We start from the raw sequence: 23,566 nt of genomic DNA, 5'->3' as shown, positions 1-23,566 counted from the left end.
CAAAAAAGCAGCCCGTAGGCTGCTTTTTTCTGCATCGGAAGCTGGGCTTAAGCCAGTTTTTCCTTGATGCGAGCTGCTTTACCCGACAGGTCGCGCAGGTAGTACAGCTTGGCTTTACGTACGTCACCGCGACGTTTAACAGCCATGCTGTCGATCTGCGGGGAGTAGGTCTGGAAAGTACGTTCTACACCAACACCGTTGGAGATTTTACGAACGGTGAACGCACTGTTCACGCCGCGGTTACGCTTGGCGATTACAACGCCTTCGAACGCTTGCAGACGGGAACGATCGCCTTCCTTCACTTTCACCTGAACGACAATAGTGTCGCCTGGGGCGAAGGTAGGGATTTCTTTGGTCATCTGCTCTGCTTCGAGTGCAAGGATGATTTTGTTGGTCATGCTGTGCTCCTAAGGTAAATCGTTCGATCTACCATCGATACGTTGTTAACTATCGTCCCGCTCGCGGATGTATTCCTCGAGCAGCTTCTTCTCTTCTCCAGAAAGCGAGCGGCTTTCCAGAAGATCGGCGCGTCGTTCAAAGGTCCTACCAAGGGACTGCTGTAAACGCCAACGCCGGATATGCGCGTGATTGCCACTCAGCAACACGTCGGGAACACGCTGATCCGCATACACCTCAGGTCGGGTGTAGTGCGGGCAATCCAGCAGACCATCCGTAAAGGAATCTTCCTCAGCGGAATCCGCATGCCCTAAAGCTCCAGGCAGCAGTCGTGTAACCGCATCGATCAGGACCATGGCCGGCAGCTCGCCGCCAGACAGTACATAGTCGCCAATCGACCACTCTTCATCGACATGAGCCTCAATAAAGCGCTCGTCAATGCCTTCATAGCGGCCGGCAATCAGGATCAATGCATCCGATTGTGCCAGCTCGCGTACCGCCGACTGAGTCAGTTGACGGCCTTGGGGGGACAGGTAAATCACCTTCGCCGCCTCCCCGGCTGCTGCCTTGGCCTGAACCAGAGCATCTTCCAGGGGCTTGATCTTCATCACCATGCCCGGACCACCGCCAAACGGGCGATCGTCCACAGTGTGATGCCGATCCGTCGTGTAATCTCGCGGATTCCAACAGGTCAGCTGCAAGAGCCCCTGTTTGACCGCACGACTGGTGATGCCGTAGTCGCCGATGGCGGAAAACATCTCGGGAAACAAACTGATCACTTCTACGCGCAAATTAGCCACGTTTAGAAGTCCGCGTCCCAATCCACCTTCATCTCGCCCGCGGCCAGGTCGACAGCCAACACGCATTGCTCCGTATAGGGCAACAGGCGTTCGCGATCATCCAGGCTGCCAGCGCAAGGCTTGACGACCATTACATCATTGGCGCCGGTTTCCAGAAGATGATCGAGTTTCCCGAGCAATTGCCCAAGGGTGTCGATGACCTTCAGACCTTCCAGCTGGTACCAGTAGTACTCGCCTTCGGTCAATTCAGCGAACAGATTGCGCGGCACGCAGATCTCATAACCGGCCAGAAGACGAGCTTCTTCACGATCATCAAGACCCTTGAGCTTTGCGACCAGAAACTTGTCGTTCCCGCGTCCACTGACCAGCTCGACCTGTTTCACATTGCCTTCGCGCTTGAGCGTCCAGGTTTTGTACTGCAACAGGTTTTCAGTCGGATCAGTAAAGGAATAAACCTTCACTTCGCCGCGAACGCCATGAACAGAATAAATTTTGCCAATAACGATCAAATCATCGGCAACAGCAGGCGTCGCGTTCATATTGCTCAGGCCGCAGCCTTGGCAGATTCCTTCAACAACTGAGCAACGCGCTCAGAAGGTTGTGCACCAACGCTCAGCCAGTAGGCTACGCGCTCTTGGTTCACGGACAGACGGGTTTCCTGACCACGTGCAACAGGGTTGAAGAAACCAACCTGTTCTTTGTGGGAGCCGTCACGCGGGTTACGCGAGTCGGTTACGGTCAGGTGGTAAAACGGGCGCTTTTTGGAGCCGCCAAGGGCAAGACGGATTGTTAGCATGTGAACATCGTTCCTGTAGTCGGTGCTGCAAATCTAAATGCACAGCGGGCATGGGTGCCCGAAAGGCCGCATATTCTAAGGAATATCCGGACTTTTGCAAATGACTTTTTCCGGCGCCTATGGCATACCGTGCAGATCTGCATATAGAGCCGTCGATGAAAACGGCCAGTCAGCTCCCGCCGAGTGCGGGTTTGCTGTTGATCCCGCATCCTTGCGGGGCCTGCGCCGGTGCGACGACCGGCGAGATTCCAGTATCCCGTCTCACCCATTTCACTCACTTTTGGCGAGTGAAATGGATGAGACGGGACACCTTACATTTTTGGCATGCCGCCGCCGGGCAACATTCCGCCCATGCCACGCATCATTTTCGCCATACCGCCCTTGGCGGAGAATTTCTTCATCATCTTCTGCATCTGCTTGTGTTGCTTGATCAAGCGACCGATGTCCTGCACCTGGGTGCCGGAACCCATGGCGATCCGACGCTTGCGCGAACCGCTGATCAGCTCAGGGTCGCGGCGCTCGGCCGGGGTCATGGAGTTGATGATGGCTTCCATCTGCTTGAACTGCTTCTCTGCGGCGTTCTGGGCATTGCCCATTTGCGACAGGTTGACGCCGCCGATGCTCGGCAGTTTGTCCATGAGCCCGCCGAGGCCGCCCATGTTCTTCATTTGTTGCAGCTGATCGCGGAAGTCTTCTAGGTCGAAGCCCTTGCCCTTCTTCAGCTTCTTGGCCAGTTTGTCGGCCTTGTCCTTGTCGAGCGTCGCTTCAGCCTGTTCGATCAGGCTGAGCACGTCGCCCATGCCGAGAATCCGCGAGGCGATACGCTCAGGGTGGAACGGATCGAGCGCTTCGCTCTTCTCGCCCATACCGATGAACTTGATCGGCTTGCCGGTGATGGCGCGTACCGACAGGGCGGCACCGCCACGGGCGTCGCCGTCGACCTTGGTCAGGATCACACCGGTCAGCGGCAGTGCATCACCGAAGGCCTTGGCCGTGTTGGCCGCATCCTGACCGGTCATGGCGTCAACCACGAACAGGGTTTCGACCGGGTTGATCGCGGCGTGCAACGCCTTGATCTCACCCATCATCTCTTCGTCGATGTGCAGACGACCGGCGGTATCGACGATGACCACGTCGATGAATTTCAGTTTTGCTTCTTTAATAGCTGCGGTGGCGATGTCGACCGGCTTCTGGCTCAGGTCGGACGGGAAGAACGTCACACCGATGTCGCTGGCCAGGGTTTCCAGCTGCTTGATCGCCGCAGGACGGTAGACGTCCGCCGACACGACCATGACCGACTTCTTCTTGCGCTCTTTAAGGAAGCGCGCCAGTTTGCCAGCGGTGGTGGTTTTACCCGCACCTTGCAAACCGGCCATCAGAATCACAGCGGGCGGCACAGCGCTCAGATTCAAATCTTCGTTGGCCGCACCCATCAGGCTTTCGAGTTCGGCCTGGACGATCTTCACGAACGCCTGGCCCGGCGTCAGGCTGCGCGACACCTCGGTGCCGACAGCGCGCTCCTTGACCGAATTGACGAAGTCCTTGACCACCGGCAGGGCGACGTCGGCTTCGAGCAACGCCATGCGCACTTCACGCAGGGTGTCTTTGATGTTGTCCTCGGTCAGCTTCGCTTTGCCGGTGACATGGCGCAGCGTCTGCGAGAGACGGTCGGTTAAGTTTTCAAACATTGCGCGATCCTTTCAGGCCCTGTGTAGACCGGGATAATGGCGGCCCAGACCGGAATCAACATGTGCTCGGCGAGCCTGCGGCGTGGGCAGGTCGCGGATTATAGCGAAGACTGCGGCTGGCGGACACCTCGCTGTCAGCTTCCTGAGTCTTTCGTGCCATGGCGGTTCTATGCCAAACTCAGCCCCTTTCGGGCCTGCCTAACAGGATTTATGCTCCCCTTGTCACCCAGTTTATTGACCACTCTCGCCGCCGCCCTTCTATATGCCGCTGCGACCCTTTATCAGAGCACTCGTCTGGCCACTGGTGCCAAGGCGAACAAACGCCTGCTGGTTAGCCTCGGCGCTCTCGCCGTGGTGGCCCACGCTGCCAGCCTGCTCACGCATCTACTGACCCCGATCGGTCTGGGCCTGGACTTCTTCAGCGCCTCGAGCCTGATTGCCGCGGCAGTGATCGCGCTGACACTGATTGCCTGCTCGCGAATCCCGGTGGAAAACCTGCTGGTGCTGCTATTTCCGCTGGGCGCGATCACGGTGCTGCTAGCGCAGTTCGCGCCGACCGGCACGGTGCAGATCATCGACGAAGAGCCGGGCATCCTCGCGCACATTCTGTTGTCGATCCTCGCCTACGGCATGTTTACCATCGCGGTGTTCCAGGCCTTGCTGCTGCTGGTGCAAGACCACCAACTCAAGCACAAGCACCCGTCCGGGTTGATCAAGAATTTCCCGCCGCTGCAAACCATGGAAAGCCTGCTGTTCGGCTTCCTCTGGGCCGGCTGGACACTGCTGTCGCTGTCGCTGATTTCCGGCTGGCTGTTCGTCGAGAACCTGTTCGCCCAGCATCTGGTGCACAAGACCCTGCTGGCCTGCCTGGCCTGGATCGTCTTCAGCGTGTTGTTGTGGGGCCGCAATCGTCTCGGCTGGCGCGGTCACAAGGCGATTCGCTGGACCCTCGCCGGTTTCTGCCTGCTGATGTTGGCGTATTTCGGCAGCAAACTGGTTCGTGAATACATCCTGCACATCTGACGGGCGGCATAAATGGACGGTTTGCCCCTAGGGCCGATGCTCGCGGTATTTGTCCTGCTGATTTTATGGTCGGGGCTGTTTACCGCCGTCGAAATCGCGCAGCAGCACCTGCTCGCGCAACGCAACGCCTCGCGCGCCAGCGATAAGCCGCTGGCGAAGCTGAGCTTCCCGCTCGACAGCCTTATTCTCTGCAACACCCTGTGCCGCGCTCTCGCGGTCGTCATCGCGACACTGCTGGCGATTTTCCTCTGCGAAGAAAACGGCCCATGGGCTGCGTGCCTCGGTGCCGGGGCAATCCTGCTGGTGTTCGCCGATTACTTCCCGCGTACCGTCGCTCAACGTTACCCCGATGCGGTGCTGGCGTTCGGCAATACCTTGCTGGCGGTGCCGCTGAAGATTGTTTATCCGTTTGCCTGGCTGTTCAGCCGTATCAGCGGTTTGCTGATGAGTCCGTTTGCGCGCAAGGTTCAGGTCGTGCAGCAAAGCGAAGATGACTCTCCCGTCGATCGCTACGACGATCCAGAGCATCCAGTGCGCGCGCACCCGGTCTCAGGCATTCATGCGCTGGACAATATTACGGTCAACGACATTCTGGTGCCGCGCAGTGACGTCGACGGCATCAACCTCGATGACTCGATCGAAGAAATCATCGAACAACTGCGGCATAACAAGCGCACACGCCTGCCGGTGTTCCATAGCGACATCAATCAGGTTGAAGCGGTGCTCAACACCCGGCAGATCCGGCACCTGCTGAACAACGGTGATCTGACGCGCGAAGCGCTGCTGGCCGCCAGTTACGAACCGTACTTCGTGCCGGAAAGCACGCCGCTGCAACTGCAACTGCTGAACTTCCACAAGCAGCAGCGGCGCCTCGGCATGGTCGTGGATGAGTACGGCGAAGTGCTCGGCATCGTCACGCTGGAAGACATTCTCGAAGAAATCGTCGGCGAGTTTGAAAGCGAGCACAGTCTGGATAATCCGCATATTCATCCACAGGGCGATGGCCGCATGGTCATTGACGGTGCCGCGTCGATCCGCGAGTTGAACAAGTGCCTGGGTTGGCATTTGCCGAGCGATGGGCCGAAAACGCTGAATGGGCTGGTGACTGAAGCATTGGAGACAATTCCGGAAAGTGCCGTTTGCTTGAAGATCGGGCGTTATCGGCTGGAGATTCTTGAGACTGAAGAGAACCGGGTTAGCAAAGTGCTGATTTGGCATACCTCTTCTGTGCCTGCTTTGGTGCCTGCCCGATAAAAATCAAAAGATCGGGCCGCGTTCGGACGATCTTTTGCTCTTGTTTGATTGTTAGCCTCCTTCCTATAATCGAAACGCTTATCCAAGCCCCCGCCAAACCTTGTGCTTACCCCGCACCCAACAGGTTTCGGCCATTTCTGTTGTACTCCGGCAACTGTTCCTACCTGAAACAGCGACCGCGCCTCATCCCACATCCCTGGGTGCTCGACCATAATAATTCGCTCCAATGGAGCTCATGACTGTCAGGGATCACCGCATGACGACCAGTACCGCTTACAGCGCCACCGCGCCTGCCCAACCGACGAATTCCGCCACCCGCGTGGCGACGGCGAGTTTTATCGGCACCGCGATCGAGTTCTACGACTTCTATGTTTACGCCACCGCTGCCGCTTTGGTGATCGGGCCGGTGTTCTTTCCACAGACCTCTGGCACCGCGCAGATGCTGTCGGCGTTCCTGACCTTCGGCATCGCCTTCCTCGCCCGACCGCTGGGTTCGGCGTTGTTCGGCCACTTCGGTGACCGTATCGGGCGCAAGTCGACGCTGGTGGCCTCGCTGCTGTTGATGGGCGTGTGTACGACGCTGATCGGCGTGCTGCCAGGTTACGCCACGATTGGCGCCTGGGCGCCGATTCTGCTGTGCGTGCTGCGCTTCGGACAGGGCCTGGGATTGGGCGGTGAATGGGGTGGCGCGGCATTGCTGGCCACGGAAAACGCGCCGAAAGGCAAACGTGCGTGGTTCGGCATGTTTCCGCAGCTCGGACCTTCAATCGGCTTTCTCGCCGCGAACGGTTTGTTCCTGACCCTGGCGATGACGCTCACGGACGAGCAGTTCCGCAGCTGGGGCTGGCGGATTCCGTTTCTGCTCAGCGCAGCGCTGGTGATGGTCGGTCTGTATGTGCGATTGAAACTGCATGAAACACCGGTGTTCGCCAACGCCATCGCTCGCCAGGAGCGGGTGAAAATACCGCTGGTCGAGCTGTTCAGTCAGTACTGGGCGCCGACATTGCTGGGCGCGGCGGCGATGGTGGTCTGTTATGCGCTGTTCTATATCTCGACGGTGTTCTCCCTGAGTTACGGGGTTTCCACACTTGGCTATAGCCGCGAAACCTTCCTCGGGCTGCTGTGTTTTGCCGTGCTGTTCATGGCTGCCGCGACACCTTTGTCAGCCTGGGCCAGCGACCGTTACGGGCGCAAACCGGTGCTGATCATCGGTGGCGTGCTGGCGATTCTTTCCGGGTTCCTGATGGAGCCGTTGCTGACTCAGGGTTCGACCTGGGGCGTAGCGCTGTTTCTGTGCATCGAGCTGTTTTTGATGGGGGTGACATTCGCACCGATGGGCGCGCTGTTGCCTGAACTGTTCCCGACCCACGTGCGTTATACCGGCGCTTCGGCGGCGTATAACCTGGGCGGTATTGTCGGGGCCTCGGCCGCGCCGTTCTTTGCACAGAAGCTGGTGGCGATGGGGGGATTGGGTTATGTCGGCGGGTATGTGTCGGGGGCGGCGGTGCTGAGTTTGATTGCGGTGCTGTGCCTGAAGGAAACGCGTGGCAACGATCTGAATCAGGTTGCCTGACAGAAGATCAAAAGCTTCGCGAGCAGGCTCGCTCCCACAAGTTTTTGGGGTTGGTCACAGATTCTGTGTTCACCCAATCCCATGTGGGAGCGAGCCTGCTCGCGAATGTCGCGACGCGGTTTAAAGCTCTACCACGACCGCCTGAGCAGCGCGGGTCGCCTTGGCACGAGCAGCCTCGATCGACTCATCCCGCGCCAGCGCCACGCCCATGCGGCGCTGGCCATTCACTTCCGGCTTACCAAACAGACGCAACGCCGTATCCGGCTCGCTCAGAGCAGCGCCGAGGTTGGCGAATGCGGTCTGCGTCGACTGCCCTTCCACCAGAATCACCGCCGAAGCCGACGGCCCGAACTGACGGATCAGCGGCACCGGCAGGCCTAGAATTGCCCGAGCGTGCAGCGCGAACTGCGACAAATCCTGCGAAATCAAGGTCACCAGGCCGGTGTCATGCGGACGCGGCGAGACTTCGCTAAACCACACCTGATCACCTTTGATGAACAGCTCAACGCCAAACAGACCACGGCCACCCAGCGCTTCAGTTACCGCTTTGGCAACGCGCTCGGACTCAGCCAGGGCAATCGGACTCATGGCTTGCGGCTGCCAGGATTCCTGATAGTCGCCCTTCTCCTGACGGTGACCGACCGGCGCGCAGAACGTGGTGCCGCCGATGTGGCGCACGGTCAGCAGGGTGATCTCGTAATCGAAATCGATGAAACCTTCGATGATCACCCGGCCTTTGCCGGCGCGACCACCCTCTTGCGCGTAATCCCATGCCTTCTGCACGTCATCAGCGCTACGCAGCAGGCTCTGGCCTTTGCCCGACGAACTCATGACTGGTTTGACGACGCATGGGAAGCCCAGGTCCTGAACGGCTTTGCTGTAGTCCTCGAAGGTGTCGGCAAAATGGTACGGCGAGGTCGGCAGATCCAGCTCTTCAGCAGCCAGACGACGGATGCCTTCGCGGTTCATGGTCAGTTGCGCAGCGCGTGCGGTCGGGATCACGGTGAAGCCTTCGGCTTCCAGTTCGACCAGCGTGGCGGTGGCGATCGCTTCGATTTCCGGCACGATGAAGTGCGGTTTCTCGGCTTCGATCACGGCACGCAGGGCAGCGCCGTCGAGCATATTGATCACGTGACTGCGATGGGCAACCTGCATGGCTGGCGCATTGGCGTAGCGATCGACGGCAATCACTTCAACGCCCAGGCGTTGCAGCTCGATCACCACTTCCTTGCCCAACTCACCACAGCCACACAGCAATACGCGGGTCGCGGTTGGCGACAATGGAGTTCCGATACGGGTCATCTCAGGTCCTCAAAGAAGCGGATCATCGAGGAAAGCAACGCCAGACGCGCTTTCCATGGGGAGAAAGCGCGGCATTTTACATGAACCTGAGGCTTTGGCTTCAGCCGGCGACGGCCTGTTTACGCTCGCGCCAGGCCATGATCAGCCAGACGGCAGTGACGCCGGCGAATTTCGAAGCCAGAGCGGTGATGATCACCGGCGGCGTCAACAGGTCGATCATGCCGAAGAAGATGAAGGTATCGAGCGGAATACTCAGCGCCGAACTGATCCACAAGCGGTCGCGCAGCGGCCGTTTGGTGATGCTGAACACCAGCCAGTCGATGCACTCGGAGACCGCGAACGCCGTGGCACTGGCCAATGCGATCGACGGATCGGAGGTGACATAAGACAGCACCAGCGCCGCCAGCATCGCCACGATCGCGCCGTGGCCGAAGCGGGTTTGCACCATATCGCGCAGCACGAAGACCAAGCCGCCCCAGGCCGACCAGATGATGTCCAGGTGTGGCGCGGTGGAGAAGGCGAAGTTGATCAGCACAACGCTGCTGATGTAGGCGATGAGGAAAATCATGGAGGTGACCTGTCAGATTGGCGCACAGATTACTGGACCGGCAGATCAAGAGCTACCCCCTCACACCAGCCCTCTCCCCCGAGGGGGCGAGGGGGAAAGGGAGCAGATCTTCGTTGAATCGACTCCCGAGTTCGACTCGATAACGCAGTTCGGTGCAGCTCGAACAATCCCGTTCCTTCAGGCGAGGGGAAAGGGAGCAGATCGGGGGCTTTTCAAACTTGAGCTCGACTCAATCGTTCAGGTCGATGTAGTTCGAACTATCAACTCGGTCAGTCCCCTCTCCCCCTGGGAGAGGGTTAGGGTGAGGGCACCCTCAAGCCGATCACGATTTCGAAGGGATCATCCACACCAACCCACTCGCCTTCGCCCGCTCATGACACAACCCCAGCACCACGCGGCGCTCGTCGTTGGTCATACGGCCCCAGCGGGTGATCTCCGCGACCGTACGCTGGCAGCCAGTACAAATGTCATCCTCATCCAGCGCACAAATATTCACGCACGGCGAGGCGACCGGTCTTTCGGCTGTGTTCATTCTTCCTGCTCAACCAGATCGCGGGCATAGCGCTGCGAGTTATGCACATAGTGGGCGGCGCTGGCTTCGAGCATCTTCTTCTGCGGCTCGGTCAGCTCGCGCACGACTTTGCCCGGCGAGCCCATCACCAGCGAACCATCCGGAATTTCTTTGCCTTCACCAATCAGCGAGTTGGCGCCAATGATGCAGTTTTTGCCGATCTTCGCGCCGTTGAGAATCACCGCGTTGATGCCGATCAGGCTGTAATCGCCAACCGTGCAGCCGTGGAGCATGGCGTTGTGGCCGATGGTCACGCCGGTACCGATGGTCAGCGGAAAGCCCATGTCGGTGTGCATCACCGTGCCGTCCTGGACGTTGCTGTTCTTGCCGATCAGGATCAGTTCGTTGTCGCCGCGCAGCACGGCGTTGAACCAGACGTTGGCGCCCTCTTCGAGTTTGACCTTGCCCACCAGTACGGCATTGGGGGCAACCCAGCTGTGTGGATGGGTCTCGACACGGGCGTCGCCCAAGCGGTATTTCATCTTGTTTTCCTCAGGGCTCACGGTGAATGGCCATTCTGCCGATGGCTCAGGTATTGATGCGTTCAAATATCAAGAAAGCTTTTCGGCGGTTGGTGCAGGCTGATCTTGGCGTCATAGAGCAGATTGATCAACTCGACGATCATGATCGCCGTCAGCCCCCAGATCTTGTACTCGCCAAAGCGGTAGCTCGGCACGTACCAACTGCGACCCTGATAGTCGATGCGGTGCGTGTGTTCACGGGGGTCTTTGCGGAAGAATTCCAGCGGCACAGTGAACACCGCAGCAATCTCGGCATCGTTGGCCAGATACTCGACAAAATCAGGGATGACGCCGACATAAGGCGTGACCTTGATGCCGTGCAGGGAGATCAGCGGACTGAGCGGGCCGATGATTTCAACCAGGCCGGGTGGCAGGCCGATCTCTTCTTCGGCTTCGCGTAGCGCGGTGAAGATCAGGTCGGGGTCTTCCGGGTCGCGACGGCCACCGGGGAACGCGACTTCGCCGCCGTGGGTCGAGAGCCCGCTGGCGCGCAGGGTCAGTACCAGTTCCGGCTCGTCACTGCGGGTGATCGGCACCAGAACGGCGGCCTCGGGGAAACGGGTGTCGGTCTCCAGCGTGCGCGGTGTGTGGTTGCTAACCCTATGCAGTAGCTCGTCCAGCATGAGTGTTCTCGATCTGTGCCTTACTCTGCATCATGCACCAATCGTTGCAAGCGCCCAAGCCCCCGAAACCCGCCGTGTCGCGAAACGACAACTTGCCGACCGGCACCGCTGCACGCCAAGATAGGCGCAGCATTCAGGAAGCCCAGCATGAAATTTTGCAGCCACTGCGGTAACCCGGTCACCCAGCGCATTCCCGAAGGCGATTCGCGGCTGCGATTTGTCTGTGACAGCTGTCAGACCATTCACTATCAAAACCCCAATATCGTCGCCGGTTGCGTGCCGACCTGGGGCACGAAAGTGTTGCTCTGCCGCCGCGCCATCGAGCCGCGTCTCGGCTACTGGACCTTGCCCGCCGGCTTCATGGAGAACGGCGAGACCATCGAGCAGGCCGCCGTACGCGAAACCGCCGAAGAAGCCTGCGCCCGGGTGCGCAACCTGAGTATCTACACGCTGATCGACGTACCGCACATCAGTCAGGTGCATGTGTTCTTCCGCGCCGAACTGGTCGACCTGGACTTTGCCGCCGGCCCCGAGAGCCTCGAAGTACAACTATTCGACGAAGCCGACATTCCCTGGGACGAGCTGGCTTTCCGCACGGTGGGACGTACCTTAGAATGCTTCTTCGCTGATCGGCGTATCGAGGCGTATCCGGTTCGCTCGGAATCGATTCCTCCGTTGGCGCAGCCGGTCATTATTTAATCAAGACATTGGCGTGATGGCCGACAAAAAGATCGCAGCCTTCGGCAGCTCCTACCTGTACACATACATATAAAATGTTGGTTATCCGCGTCACTCCTTGGGGAATCGTTTCAATGCGCTGGTTGCTTGCCCTGTTTTGCCTGTCGTTCGTTACCGTCTCCCAAGCGTCCTTCGTGACCACCGTGACGCCGTCGAATACCCCGCTCATCGAGAAAGTCCTGGTGCTCAAAGCGGCCCATCAACTGCAGTTGATCGCCGACGGCAAGCCGTTGAAGACCTATCGCATTTCCTTGGGCAAAGGCGCGAAGAAAGGCCCGAAGCTGATAGAGGGCGACAAGCGCACGCCAGAAGGTTTCTATTGGATCGACTGGCGCAAGACCAGCGACAAATTCAATCTGTCGATGCACATTTCCTACCCGAACATCAGCGATTCAGCCCGCGCCCGGCGTGAAGGCGTCGAGCCCGGCGGGATGATCATGATCCACGGCACGCCGGATTCGGAAGAGACCCCGGAAGACCTGTTCCACACCCTCGACTGGACTGACGGCTGCGTCGCCATGCGCAACGTTGATATGCGCGAAGTATGGAACCTGGTACCGGACGGCACGATGGTCGAAATTCGCCCTTAAACCCTGACCACTGGTCACCTGCAAAAAAATAAATCAAAAGATCGCAGCCTGCGACAGCGCCTACAGAGGTGATACCACTCTCAACTGTAGGCGCTGTCGCAGGCTGCGATCTTTTGCTTTTTATAGGCCAACACTAATACCACTTGAAACCACACCCCCTAAAACCCGCCATTCCATTGGGCCAAAGCCTATTTTCGCGCGTTGACATGGTATTCAAGTGGTATTAATTTCCGCCCCACAAGCGAGCCACAACAATCCTATACTCGCGACGGAAATGCCCTACATGAACGACCTCCATACCCTACGCCCGGACGACTCCCAGCCGACGCCGCTGTACCTGCAGCTAGCGCGCAATCTGGAAGCAGCGATTCATGCCGGGCAGTGGAAGTCCGAACAGGCGATGCCTTCGGAGCGCAACCTCAGCGAGCAACTGGGCATATCCCGGGTGACGGCACGCAAGGCGCTGGAAGTTCTGCTTGATCAAGGCCTAATTCGTCGCCTGCAAGGTTCCGGCACCTTCATCACCCCTCGCCTCGAACAACCGCTGTCGCGCCTTTCGGGTTTCAGCGAGATGCTGCGCCTCAAGGGTTTCGTACCCAGTTCGCAATGGCTGGAACGCGAAGTCACCCTACCGACCCACGAAGAACTGATCCGCCTCAGCCTGTCGCCGAACGACAAGGTCGCGCGCATGAAGCGTCTGCGCAAAGCCGATGACACGGTCATGGCCATCGAAATGAGCACCCTGCCCGCCTCGATCATGCCCAAGCCGCAACTGGTCGGCGATTCGCTCTACGAATACCTCGACGGCATCGGCAAGCCAATCGTCCGCGCCCTGCAGCACATCCAGGCGATCAACGCCTCTGACGAGTTCGCCGCGCTGGTCGGCATTGCCCCCGGCACCGCGATGTTACTGATGACCCGGGTCGGCTACCTCGAAGACAACACCCCGATCGAAGTCACCGACACCTATTGCCGCAACGACTACTACGACTTTGTTGCAGAGCTTCGTAGATAAAGAGCTGCGTCGATAAGCGCAGTCACAAGCGAGAACCAAAATGTCCGAAGACAACATCCTTACCGCCAGCGGCTGGATTCGCGGCCGGCTGGTCCACGAACACGGCAAAGTCGTGTCGATCGAAGGCGTGCCCTGCGATCCGGCCGACAATGACCTGCCGTATCTGCTGCCGGGTTTCATCGATCTGCACGTCCACGGCGGCGGTGGCAAAGACATCATGGAAGGCGCCAGCGCCTTCGAGACCATCACCAGAACCCACGTGCGTTTCGGCACCACCTCGCTGCTGGCCACCACCATGACCGCGCCGAGCGCCGAGATCTCCAGTGTCTTGAAAGAAGTCGGAGAGTTCTGCGAACAGCGTCCGCAAGGTGCCGCGCGAGTCCTCGGCGTACATCTCGAAGGCCCGTACATCAATCCGGGAAAACTCGGCGCGCAACCGAACTTCGCCCACACCGCGTTAATGGCCGAAGTCGAAGAATATCTGGCACTGGCGCCGATCCGGGTGATCACCATCGCCCCGGAAATCGCCGGCCACGACGGTTTGATCCGTGAGCTGAGCAGCCGTGGCATCCGCATGCAGATCGGCCACACCCTCGGCAGTTACGAGGAAGGCGTCGCCGCCCTCGATGCCGGCGCGACCAGTTTCACCCACCTCTATAACGCCATGAGCCCGCTGCATCACCGCGAGCCGGGCATCGTCGGCGCCGCGCTGGCCCACGCCAAATTCGCCGAGCTGATTCCGGATTTGCTGCACGTGCATCCCGGTGCGATCCGCGTGGCCTTGCGTTCGATCCCGTGCCTGTATTGCGTCACCGATTCGACCGCCGCCGCTGGCATGCCCGACGGTGAATACAAGCTCGGCAGCCACACCGTGACCAAATGCCTGGGCGGCGTACGCCTGCCCGACGGCACGTTGGCCGGCAGCACGCTGACCATGGATCAGGCCCTGCGCAATCTGGTGAAGATCGGTTTGCCGATAGCCGAGGCCTCGCAACGTCTGTCGCAATTCCCCGCCGACTATCTCGGCATTACTGAACGCGGGCACCTGCAACCGGGGGCCTGGGCCGACTGCGTGCGGCTGGATCGCTCACTCACACTGACCGCCGTCATGGTCGAAGGAGAAGACATTGACTTCAAAAATGCTTGAGGAGGCGCTGTCCTCGTTCGAGGCCGTGCAAGCCCAACTGCAACAGCTCGACCCGCAAATGATCGAAATTGCCGGGCGCCTGCGCCGTCAGCCACCGCAAGTGGCGATGACTGTGGCGCGCGGCAGCTCCGATCACGCGGCGAGCTACTTCGCCTACCTGACCATGCAGCAACTCGGCGTACCGGTGGCGTCGTTGCCAATGTCGGTGGTGACCATGCAGCAGGCGCCGTTGAAAGTCAGCGGTCAGGTCGCGTTCGCCTTTTCCCAGTCGGGGCAGAGCCCGGACCTGGTCAACAGCCTGCGCCTGTTGCGCAAGCGTGGCGCGCTCAGTGTGTCGATGGTCAACGCCGCCGATTCGCCACTGGAAGCCGCGTGTGAATTCAGCGTGCCACTGCTCGCCGGGACTGAAAGCAGCGTCGCCGCGACCAAAAGTTTTATCGCCACCCTCAGCGCCAGCGCCCGTTTGATCGCGCACTGGAAAGAGGACAGCGAATTGCTCGAAGCCGGCAACGCCCTGCCTGAAGGCCTGCGCGAAGCGGCGAAACAGGACTGGAGCGTGGCCATCGAAGCACTGCGCGATTGCCAGCGTTTGATGGTCATCGGTCGCGGTGCCGGTTTTGCCATCGCCCAAGAGGCGGCGCTGAAATTCAAGGAAACCTCGGCGATTCAGGCCGAAGCCTTCAGCAGCGCCGAAGTGCGTCACGGCCCGATGGCACTGATCGACGAACACTATCCGTTGCTGGTTTTCGCCCCACGCGGTGCCGAGCAGGCTGGCCTGTTGAGCCTCGCGGCGGAAATGCGCCAACGCGGCGCCCGCGTGTTGCTGGCCGCACCGGATGACGTGACCGAGCGCGACCTGACCCTGACCCGCGCCGAACACCCGGCCCTTGATCCGATTCTGGCGATCCAGAGTTTCTACGTGATGGCCGCCGGTCTGGCGGTGGCCCGTGGCATGGACCCGGATCAGCCGCGCCACCTGAGCAAAGTGACCCGCACGCATTAATTGAAGCAAGCCTGTAGGAGCTGCCGAAGGCTGCTCCTATAGGGGACATCGAACCGAGATATAACCGATGAGACCGAGCCATGCACAACAACAATAAAGAGCTGACCCTCAGCGCCCCGCTCAGCGGCCCGGTGCTCACGCTCGCCAAAGTCCCGGACGCGGTGTTCGCCAGCGGCGCCATGGGCGACGGCATTGCTATCGACCCGATCAACGACACGCTGTATTCGCCGTGCGCCGGAATGATCATTCACGTTGCCCGCACCGGCCACGCGCTCACCGTGCGTGCCGACAACGGCGCGGAGATCCTTCTGCATCTGGGCCTCGATACCGTTGAGTTGAACGGCGAAGGCTTCTCGATGCTGGTCAAGGATGGCACCCGCGTCAGCAAGGGCCAGCCGTTGTTGCGCTATGACCTGGACAAGGTCGGCCAGCAATGCAAAAGCCTGGTCAGCCTGTTGATCCTGACCAACAGCCAGGATTTTCAGGTGCGGCCGATTACGCTCAAAACAGTGAAAGTCGGCGAGCCGTTGCTGCACATTATTGCGCGCAACGGTCTGGCCGCGAGCGCAGCAGTCATCGACGGGCCTGAGGTTCATGGCCATGTTCTGGTAGCCCATCGCGGTGGTTTGCATGCCCGCCCGGCTGCGCTGATTCGGCAAACTGCGCAAGGGTTCAAGAGCCAGTCGCAACTGCACTTCGCCGGCAAATCGGCGCCGTGCAACAGCCTGATCGGTTTGATGGGCCTGGCCGTTGGCGAGCAGGATGAGGTGCAGGTCAGTTGCCAGGGGCCGGACGCTGAAGCGGCGTTGCAAGCGTTGCTTACGGCGTTGGCCACCGCGCTGCCGGATGATCATCACGCTGCGGCGCCGGTCAATGCTGCCACTCTTAAGCGCCCGGCCGAGGCTGGCGTGTTGCACGGTGTCTGCGCTGCGCCAGGACTGGTTGGCGGGCCGCTGTTTCGTTTGAACGCGATCAGTTTGCCAGCGGATGCGGGCAATCATGATCCGCTACGGCAACAGCAGGTGCTCGACACGGCGCTGACTCAGGTCCGCAACGAAATCGACGCCACCCTCGCGCAAGCGAAAAAACACAGGAATGCCGACGAAGAAGCGATCTTCGCCGCGCATCTGGCTCTGCTGGAAGATCCGGCGCTGCTTGATGCTTCGCAACACTCCATCGAACAAGGCACTGCAGCCACTCACGCCTGGAGCCAGTCAATCGACGTGCAGTGCGAAATGCTGCAGCACACCGGCAGCGCGCTGCTGGCCGAGCGCGCCAACGATCTGCGTGACCTCAAGCAACGGGTGTTGCGGGCATTGCTTGGTGAAGCGTGGCATTACGACGTACCGGCCGGTGCCATCGTCGCGGCGCATGAACTGACGCCTTCGGATCTGCTGCAACTCAGTGCGCAAGGCGTTGCCGGGTTATGCATGGCCGAGGGTGGCGCGACGTCGCATGTGGCGATTCTCGCTCGCGGCAAAGGTCTGCCGTGCATGGTGGCGTTGGGTTCTGCGTTGCTTGATCAGCGACAAGGCCAAGCGGTGGTGCTCGATGCCGACGGAGGACGCCTCGAACTGACGCCAGATGCCGAACGCCTGGCTGAAGTTCAGCAGGCGCAAATTGATCGTCAGCAACGCCGTGACGCACAGCAAGCCAAGGCTCACTTGCCGGCAGAAACCCGCAACGGCGTGACCATCGAAGTCGTCGCCAACGTTGCCTCCAGCGGTGAAGCGGCAGATGCCTTCGCCAACGGCGCTGATGGCGTTGGTCTGTTGCGCACTGAGTTTTTGTTCGTCGATCGTCAGACCGCGCCGGATGTCGAAGAACAGCGTGCGGCCTATCAAGGCGTACTGGATGCGATGGGCGATCACTCAGTGATCATCCGCACCATCGACGTCGGCGGCGACAAGCAACTCGACTACCTGCCGCTGCCGGTCGAAGCCAATCCGGTACTCGGTCTGCGCGGCATTCGTCTGGCTCAGGCGCGCCCGGAAATCCTCGACCAGCAACTGCGCGCGCTGCTGCAAGTCAGCCCGCTGCGCCGTTGCCGGATCCTGTTGCCGATGGTCACCGAAGTGGATGAGTTGCTGCACATCCGCCAACGCGTCGATGCGCTGTGCCTGGAGATAGGCATCACCCAACGCCCGGAAATCGGCGTGATGATCGAAGTCCCTGCCGCCGCATTGCAGGCCGAACAACTGGCCGAACATGCGGACTTCCTTTCCATCGGCACCAACGATCTCTCCCAATACACCTTGGCCATGGACCGCGACCACGCCGGCTTGGCCGCTAGGGTCGACGCCCTGCACCCGGCGCTGCTGCGCCTGATCGCCATGACCTGTGAAGGCGCGGCAGTGCACAAGCGTTGGGTCGGCGTCTGCGGCGCCCTCGCCTCCGACCCGCTGGCCACACCCGTTTTGATCGGCCTCGGCGTGAGTGAACTGTCGGTCAGCCCGGTGCAGATCGGTGAAATCAAGGACCGCGTGCGTCAACTGCACGAAGCCGAATGTCAGCGCCTGAGTCGCGACCTGCTCAAGCTGAGCAGCGCCGCCGCCGTGCGTCACGCCTGCCACCAGCATTGGCCGCTGTCCTAACAACAAGCTCTCTATAAAGAGCCGGGAGAACCACCATGTACCAACTCTTCATCGAAGGCCTGCAACGCCTCGGCCGCGCGCTGATGCTGCCGATCGCGATCCTGCCGATTGCCGGCCTGCTACTGCGCCTGGGTGACACCGACCTGCTGAACATCGCGATCATCCACGATGCCGGCCAAGTGATCTTCGCCAACCTGGCGATGATCTTCGCCATCGGCATCGCCGTCGGTTTCGCCAAGGACAATAACGGCACCGCCGGTCTTGCCGGAGTGATCGGTTATCTGGTGATGATCTCCACGCTGAAGGTGCTCGATGCGAGCATCAACATGGGCATGCTCGCCGGGATCGTCAGCGGCCTGATGGCGGGCGCGCTGTACAATCGCTTCAAGGACATCAAGCTGCCGGAATACCTGGCGTTCTTCGGTGGCCGACGGTTTGTACCGATTGTCACCGGGTTCGCGGCGGTCGGCCTCGGTGTCGTGTTCGGCTATATCTGGCCGCCGATCCAGCACGGCATCAACGCGTTTGGTGCGCTGATGATGGAAAGCGGCAGTATCGGCGCGTTCGTGTTTGGCGTGTTCAACCGCCTGCTGATCGTCACCGGCCTGCACCACATCCTCAACAACATGGCGTGGTTCGTGTTCGGCAACTTCACCGATCCAACGACCGGTGCTCTGGTGACGGGTGACCTGTCGCGCTACTTCGCCGGCGACCCGAAGGGCGGCCAGTTCATGACCGGCATGTTCCCGATGATGATCTTCGGCCTACCCGCTGCGTGTCTGGCGATGTACCGCAATGCCCTGCCGGAGCGGCGCAAGGTCATGGGCGGGATCTTCCTGTCGATGGCGCTGACATCATTCCTGACCGGGGTGACCGAACCGATTGAATTCGCCTTCATGTTTTTGGCACCGCTGCTGTATCTGCTGCATGCGCTGCTGACCGGGTTGTCGATGGCGATCACCAATGCGCTGAACATCCATTTGGGTTTTACCTTCTCTGGCGGCTTCATCGACATGGTGCTGGGTTGGGGGCGCTCGACCAATGGCTGGTTGGTGATTCCGGTCGGGCTGGCTTACGCCGTGGTGTATTACGCGGTGTTTGATTTCTGCATTCGTCGCTTCAATTTGAAGACGCCGGGGCGTGAGGATGTGGCGACGGCTGAAAAAGCGGTTTTCGCGGAAAACGAACGCGCCGGGGCTTACATCAAGGCACTCGGTGGTGCAGATAACCTTTTGACTGTCGGTGCCTGCACTACGCGGTTGCGACTGGAAATGGTGGATCGCAACAAAGCGTCCGATGCAGACCTGAAAGCATTGGGTGCGATGGCCGTTGTGCGTCCGGGCAAGGGTGGCAGTTTGCAGGTGGTGGTCGGTCCGCTGGCCGACAGCATTGCTGATGAGATTCGCCTGGCGATGCCGGCCTTGGGGCGTGCGGTTCTTGCTGAACCTGTTGCGGTTGTCGAAAAGCCGAAAGCGGTTGTGGTCGCAGGCACCGAAGCTCAGCAATGGCTGAATGCGCTGGGTGGTGACGACAACGTGCTGCAACTGGATTGCATTGCCATGAGCCGGATTCGCTTGCTGTTGGCGGATGGCAAGGCGTTGTCCGAGGCGCAGCTGAAAGAGCTGGGTTGTCAGGGTGTCAGCCAGTTGGAGGGTGGGGTTTGGCACTTGTTGGTGGGTGACAAAGCTGCGAGTTTGAGTGGAGCACTTGAAGCGCTGATCAATCGCAGTGAGGTCAGTGCGAAGGTTTAGAGGTCTGGTGTCTGGATCGGCCTCATCGCTAGCAGGCTAGCTCCCACAAGAGAATGCATTTCACTGTGGGAGCCAGCCTGCTGGCGATGAACGATGACGCGGACGTCAGGTTTGTGGGTCGACTCGATCCAGCGCTCGATTTACCGCCAGTTCGGCGAGCATGACGATTTGCTGGATACCTAATACCGTGCTGCGCTGCGAACCGCTTAGCTCATTGGCGAAGTTGCTGGCGGCGGTGCTTGCCGAGGCTAACGATTCGCAGGCGTGGGCGAGCAGGCTTTCGGTGTCGACCTCTGGGCGGACCATGAACATGGTGCTCGGTCGGCAGGGCTTTGCAGGTTCGGGGCACAGGTAAAAGTCGAGGGCGCGCTTGATGGCTTCGCGGTTTCGGGCCTGGTCTTCGGCGCGGAGGGCTTCTTCGAGTGGGGTGATGGTTTCGGGTGGATCGGGTACGGGCTTAGTCATTGCAATGATCTCTAATCAATGATTGAGCCATCACTGGTCGTTTCTCACGCGACGAAGAGGTGGCAGCTATGTGCGGAGTGAGAAACCGGTAAGAGATCAACCCGGCCGAACCGAAGTCCGCCCGCACACAGCCGCCATAGAACATCACCAGCAGCAAATGAGCTGGCGGCGATTATGGTGCTACTGACGTTTGATTAAAACCTCTTACCGGGTTCTCACGCCCGATCACCGATTTGCGGTGACAGCCAAAGACTAGAGACCCGACGTCCGACGGACAACCTGAAAACCTTGTGGGAAGGTTCTGGCTATTCGACACATCATTAAACAGCCAAAAGCAAACCCTCACCCTAGCCCTCTCCCAGAGGGAGAGGGGACTGACCGAGGTGTTTGGTGGATGTACGCCGACGTGAAATACCGAGTCGAATTCAGATTCTGAAAAGCCCAAAAATCGGCCCCATCTCCCTCGGGAGAGGGCTGGGTGGGCGGCGTTCCGATGAGGGGCAGCTCCAACACAAATCAAAAACCGAACACCCCGTGCTCTTCACCACTCAACAGGATGAGCGTTAGCTCGGCTGCAGCTTTTGATCTTGATCCACCGGCCCCGTCGGCAGGCTTCGTTCCGGGATTGATCCGGGGGGTGGGAGCGCAGCGACCGTTTGGCGAAGCCAAACACATCGAGAGGAGGTGCAGCGAAGCAAACCGGAGGCGATGCGCCCGGATCAATCCCGGAGCGAAGGAACCCCGAGCCTCAGCGAGCGGGCCGAACGTTGGGGCAAGCGTTTTTTGCTTACTTTTTTAGGCGTTTGTAAAAAAGTGAGTCGCCGTAAGGGCGAAACCGCCAGCCGCAGTGCCCGAAGAAACGGCTATCCACACAGCCAGCCAGAGCATGGTCGCCTATAAGGGCGCCATCGCTGGCAAGCCAGTCCCCACAAGGGAATGCATTTCAATTGTGGGAGCCAGCCTGCTGGCGATGAACGATGACGCGGACGTCAGGTTTGTGGGTCGACTCGATCCAGCGCTCGGTTTACCGCCAGTTCGGCGAGCATGACGATTTGCTGGATGCCTAATACGGTGCTGCGCTGAGAACCGTTTAGCTCATTGGCGAAGTTGCTGGCGGCGGTACTTGCCGAGGCTAATGACTCGCAAGCGTGGGCTAGCAGGCTTTCGGTGTCGACTTGAGGGCAGACCATGAACATGGTGCTCGGTCGGCAGGGCTTTGCGGGGTCGGGGCACAGATAGAAGTCGAGGGCGCGTTTGATGGCTTCGCGGTTTCGGGCCTGGTCTTCGGCGCGGAGGGCTTCTTCGAGTGGGGTGGTGGTTTCGTGGGGTGGGTCGGGGATCAGTTTGTCCAAAGTTCAACTCCTGCTACTGCAAGTGGGGATGCCATCGTTCGCCGGATCTCACGCGGCGAAGAGGTGGCAGCTATGTGCAGGGTGAGATCCACCGGAGCAGGCAACCGGCCAGACCGAAGTCTGCCCGCACACAGCCGCCATAAAACAGGCAGCAGATTGAGCTGGCGCCAATTATCGTGGTGTTGGCGCTAGTTGCAAGCATTCCGGGGATCTCACGCCCGGTCGCTGAATTGGCAGCGACAGACAAAGCCTAGAGAGCAGGCGTCCGACGGACAACCTGAAAACCTTGTGGGAAGGTTCTGCTACTTCGACACTGCTTTAAACAGTCAAAAGCAAACCCTCACCCTAGCCCTCTCCCAGAGGGAGAGGGGATTGACCGAGGTGTTTGGTGGATGTACGCCGACGTGAAATACCGAGTCAAATTCAGATTCTGAAAAGTCCAAAAATCGACTCCTCTCCCTCGGGAAAGGGCTGGGCGGGCGGCGTTCCGATGAGGGACGAATCCAGCACAAAACCCCAGTCGATCACACACCACTCAAACAGGATGAGCGCCAGCTCGGCTGCCCCCCCACATTGCTGGCACTGTCAACTGTCAGGTCTGACAGTTGACCGCCTCGATCGACCTTATTACGTTGGCTGAATCAGGCAGTTTTTATGTCGTAGCCTCGATAACCCGAAGCTCAATTCATTAAGGATGGCTGCGACATGGCAAAGAAAATGACGGACGCAGAACAACTGGAGCATCTGAAAAAAACCTTCAGATATCTTGATGAAAATTCAGACGGAACTCTTACTTTCGAAGAGTTCGCCAACGGTGCCAAAGGCGCTGAAAAAACCATGAGAACTTGGGTATGGGATGAATACAACAAGGATCGGAACAGCGAACTAACCCTGGAAGAGTACCTGGCCCCAAAAAAAAAGAAGCCCGCCGAATAGTTTCGTCACCTCCAGGCCGCCATCGCTGGCAAGCCAGCTCCCACAGAGCAAAGCAACACCACCACCCCGCTCCTCACCACTCAACAGGATGAGCGTTAGCTCGGCTGCTGCTTGTGATCTTGATCCACCGGCCCCGTCGGCAGGCTGAGTGGAGGGATTTATCCGGGGGTGGGAGCGCAGCGACCGTTCGACGAAGTCGAACACATCGAGAGGAGGTGCAGCGAAGCAAACCGTAGGCGATGCGCCCGGATGGATCCCGGAGCGAAGGAACCCCGAGCTTTAGCGAGTGGGCCGAACGTTGGGGCAAGCGTTTTTTTGCTTACTTTTTTTAGGCGTTTGTAAAAAAAGTGAGTCGCCGTAAGGGCGAAACCGCCAGCCGCAGCACCCGAAGAAACGGATATTCACTCAGTCAGCCAGAACATGGTCGCCTGTCAGGGCGCCATCGCGAGCAGGGGGCTCACTCCTCCAGAACAGCAAATCGCAGGCAACAAAAAACCCGCAGACAATCACTCATCTGCGGGTTTCTTGTTTCAGCAGCAAGAAAAATCAGAAATCTTCCAGCCGCCACACCTCATAAGCCGGCGTCTCGTAGGGATGGCTCAACTTGAGCGCCGCCACAACAGCCACGATCAACTCATCCGCCACTACAAGCTCAACCTTCCATTCCTCAACCCGCTCAACCTGCCCTGCCTCACCAATAAACGGCTGACTGCCGTCCAAAGGTCGAAACTGGCCCAGACCAAGCACCTGCCACGCACAGTGGTCATAGTCACCGATCCGCCCACCACCGGCAGCGAACACAGCCCCTTTGACCACCTCGACATGACTGTCAGGAACAAAAAACGCCAGCTTGTACACGA

General features: G+C 59.5%; 24 protein-coding genes. 11 read left to right on the top strand and 13 right to left on the bottom strand.

Annotated elements, in window-relative coordinates:
* Window positions 1-47 precede the first annotated feature (47 nt).
* From rplS to ffh, 5 genes are all read right to left on the bottom strand, one after another.
* Entirely contained in the window at window positions 48-398 is a 351-nt protein-coding gene (gene rplS / locus AB4N74_RS29405) for a 50S ribosomal protein L19 (RefSeq protein ID WP_003175895.1), read from the bottom strand.
* Between the two features lie 45 nt (window positions 399-443).
* Window positions 444-1,154, bottom strand: coding sequence for a tRNA (guanosine(37)-N1)-methyltransferase TrmD (trmD, locus tag AB4N74_RS29400; protein WP_230669539.1), 711 nt, complete (start codon window positions 1,152-1,154; stop codon window positions 444-446).
* 44 nt (window positions 1,155-1,198) lie between these two features.
* Window positions 1,199-1,735, bottom strand: a complete 537-nt coding sequence (rimM, locus tag AB4N74_RS29395) for a ribosome maturation factor RimM (protein ID WP_460097951.1) — start codon at window positions 1,733-1,735, stop codon at window positions 1,199-1,201.
* 5 nt (window positions 1,736-1,740) lie between these two features.
* Window positions 1,741-1,992, bottom strand: a complete 252-nt coding sequence (gene rpsP, locus AB4N74_RS29390) for a 30S ribosomal protein S16 (protein ID WP_016986371.1) — start codon at window positions 1,990-1,992, stop codon at window positions 1,741-1,743.
* A 311-nt stretch (window positions 1,993-2,303) separates the two neighbouring features.
* Window positions 2,304-3,680 (bottom strand): signal recognition particle protein, encoded by a 1,377-nt coding sequence (ffh, locus tag AB4N74_RS29385; protein WP_093436823.1) that lies wholly within the window; start codon window positions 3,678-3,680, stop codon window positions 2,304-2,306.
* A gap of 210 nt (window positions 3,681-3,890) precedes the next feature.
* Here ffh and AB4N74_RS29380 point away from each other — a divergent pair, with 210 nt between their 5' ends.
* The 3 genes from AB4N74_RS29380 (at window position 3,891) to AB4N74_RS29370 (ending at window position 7,530) form a co-directional block, all read left to right on the top strand.
* Window positions 3,891-4,703: a cytochrome C assembly family protein gene (locus tag AB4N74_RS29380; protein ID WP_034154823.1), complete on the top strand. Its 813-nt coding sequence runs from the start codon at window positions 3,891-3,893 to the stop codon at window positions 4,701-4,703.
* Window positions 4,704-4,715: 12 nt separating this feature from the next.
* Window positions 4,716-5,957, top strand: coding sequence for a transporter associated domain-containing protein (locus AB4N74_RS29375; protein ID WP_460097950.1), 1,242 nt, complete (start codon window positions 4,716-4,718; stop codon window positions 5,955-5,957).
* Between the two features lie 256 nt (window positions 5,958-6,213).
* Window positions 6,214-7,530 (top strand): MFS transporter, encoded by a 1,317-nt coding sequence (locus tag AB4N74_RS29370; RefSeq protein ID WP_093436835.1) that lies wholly within the window; start codon window positions 6,214-6,216, stop codon window positions 7,528-7,530.
* Window positions 7,531-7,650: 120 nt separating this feature from the next.
* On the opposite strand, the gene purT is transcribed toward AB4N74_RS29370, so the two are convergent.
* From purT to AB4N74_RS29345, 5 genes are all read right to left on the bottom strand, one after another.
* Window positions 7,651-8,832 (bottom strand): formate-dependent phosphoribosylglycinamide formyltransferase, encoded by a 1,182-nt coding sequence (purT, locus tag AB4N74_RS29365; RefSeq protein WP_003221968.1) that lies wholly within the window; start codon window positions 8,830-8,832, stop codon window positions 7,651-7,653.
* Window positions 8,833-8,932: 100 nt separating this feature from the next.
* Complete coding sequence (locus AB4N74_RS29360) at window positions 8,933-9,400, bottom strand: VUT family protein (RefSeq protein ID WP_016986366.1); 468 nt, start codon at window positions 9,398-9,400, stop codon at window positions 8,933-8,935.
* 322 nt (window positions 9,401-9,722) lie between these two features.
* Window positions 9,723-9,932, bottom strand: coding sequence for a DUF1289 domain-containing protein (locus tag AB4N74_RS29355; protein WP_093436849.1), 210 nt, complete (start codon window positions 9,930-9,932; stop codon window positions 9,723-9,725).
* Complete coding sequence (locus AB4N74_RS29350) at window positions 9,929-10,453, bottom strand: gamma carbonic anhydrase family protein (protein ID WP_460097949.1); 525 nt, start codon at window positions 10,451-10,453, stop codon at window positions 9,929-9,931. The genes AB4N74_RS29355 and AB4N74_RS29350 overlap by 4 nt, the downstream gene beginning before the upstream one ends.
* A gap of 62 nt (window positions 10,454-10,515) precedes the next feature.
* Entirely contained in the window at window positions 10,516-11,115 is a 600-nt protein-coding gene (locus tag AB4N74_RS29345) for a CoA pyrophosphatase (protein ID WP_099758082.1), read from the bottom strand.
* 147 nt (window positions 11,116-11,262) lie between these two features.
* Here AB4N74_RS29345 and AB4N74_RS29340 point away from each other — a divergent pair, with 147 nt between their 5' ends.
* The 7 genes from AB4N74_RS29340 (at window position 11,263) to nagE (ending at window position 19,953) form a co-directional block, all read left to right on the top strand.
* Entirely contained in the window at window positions 11,263-11,814 is a 552-nt protein-coding gene (locus tag AB4N74_RS29340; protein WP_007909002.1) for an NUDIX hydrolase, read from the top strand.
* Between the two features lie 113 nt (window positions 11,815-11,927).
* Window positions 11,928-12,443, top strand: coding sequence for a L,D-transpeptidase family protein (locus AB4N74_RS29335; RefSeq protein ID WP_007909004.1), 516 nt, complete (start codon window positions 11,928-11,930; stop codon window positions 12,441-12,443).
* A 283-nt stretch (window positions 12,444-12,726) separates the two neighbouring features.
* The gene (locus tag AB4N74_RS29330) at window positions 12,727-13,458 is read left to right on the top strand and encodes a GntR family transcriptional regulator (RefSeq protein WP_116254598.1); all 732 of its coding nucleotides are present in this window, start codon (window positions 12,727-12,729) and stop codon (window positions 13,456-13,458) included.
* A gap of 40 nt (window positions 13,459-13,498) precedes the next feature.
* Complete coding sequence (gene nagA / locus AB4N74_RS29325; RefSeq protein WP_460097948.1) at window positions 13,499-14,605, top strand: N-acetylglucosamine-6-phosphate deacetylase; 1,107 nt, start codon at window positions 13,499-13,501, stop codon at window positions 14,603-14,605.
* Window positions 14,586-15,608, top strand: coding sequence for an SIS domain-containing protein (locus tag AB4N74_RS29320; protein ID WP_093436869.1), 1,023 nt, complete (start codon window positions 14,586-14,588; stop codon window positions 15,606-15,608). The genes nagA and AB4N74_RS29320 overlap by 20 nt, the downstream gene beginning before the upstream one ends.
* Before the next feature lie 80 nt (window positions 15,609-15,688).
* A complete protein-coding gene (ptsP, locus tag AB4N74_RS29315) occupies window positions 15,689-18,202 on the top strand; it encodes a phosphoenolpyruvate--protein phosphotransferase (RefSeq protein WP_460097947.1) in 2,514 nt (837 codons plus the stop codon).
* A 35-nt stretch (window positions 18,203-18,237) separates the two neighbouring features.
* Window positions 18,238-19,953 (top strand): N-acetylglucosamine-specific PTS transporter subunit IIBC, encoded by a 1,716-nt coding sequence (nagE, locus tag AB4N74_RS29310; RefSeq protein WP_460097946.1) that lies wholly within the window; start codon window positions 18,238-18,240, stop codon window positions 19,951-19,953.
* A gap of 105 nt (window positions 19,954-20,058) precedes the next feature.
* Here the strand turns inward: nagE and AB4N74_RS29305 are convergent, their stop codons facing one another.
* The gene (locus AB4N74_RS29305; protein ID WP_460097945.1) at window positions 20,059-20,418 is read right to left on the bottom strand and encodes a DUF6124 family protein; all 360 of its coding nucleotides are present in this window, start codon (window positions 20,416-20,418) and stop codon (window positions 20,059-20,061) included.
* Window positions 20,419-21,407: 989 nt separating this feature from the next.
* Window positions 21,408-21,770, bottom strand: coding sequence for a DUF6124 family protein (locus tag AB4N74_RS29300; RefSeq protein ID WP_460097944.1), 363 nt, complete (start codon window positions 21,768-21,770; stop codon window positions 21,408-21,410).
* 705 nt (window positions 21,771-22,475) lie between these two features.
* Between AB4N74_RS29300 and AB4N74_RS29295 the strand changes: the two genes are divergently transcribed.
* Entirely contained in the window at window positions 22,476-22,706 is a 231-nt protein-coding gene (locus AB4N74_RS29295) for an EF-hand domain-containing protein (protein ID WP_099758074.1), read from the top strand.
* 546 nt (window positions 22,707-23,252) lie between these two features.
* Here AB4N74_RS29295 and AB4N74_RS29290 read toward each other — a convergent pair.
* Entirely contained in the window at window positions 23,253-23,564 is a 312-nt protein-coding gene (locus AB4N74_RS29290) for a YqfO family protein (protein ID WP_042607740.1), read from the bottom strand.
* Between the last annotated feature and the right edge of the window lie 2 nt (window positions 23,565-23,566).

Source organism: Pseudomonas sp. H3_C08 (assembly GCF_054669455.1).
Note: the sequence above shows the minus strand (reverse complement) of the source record. Positions and strands in the feature narration are given on the sequence as shown.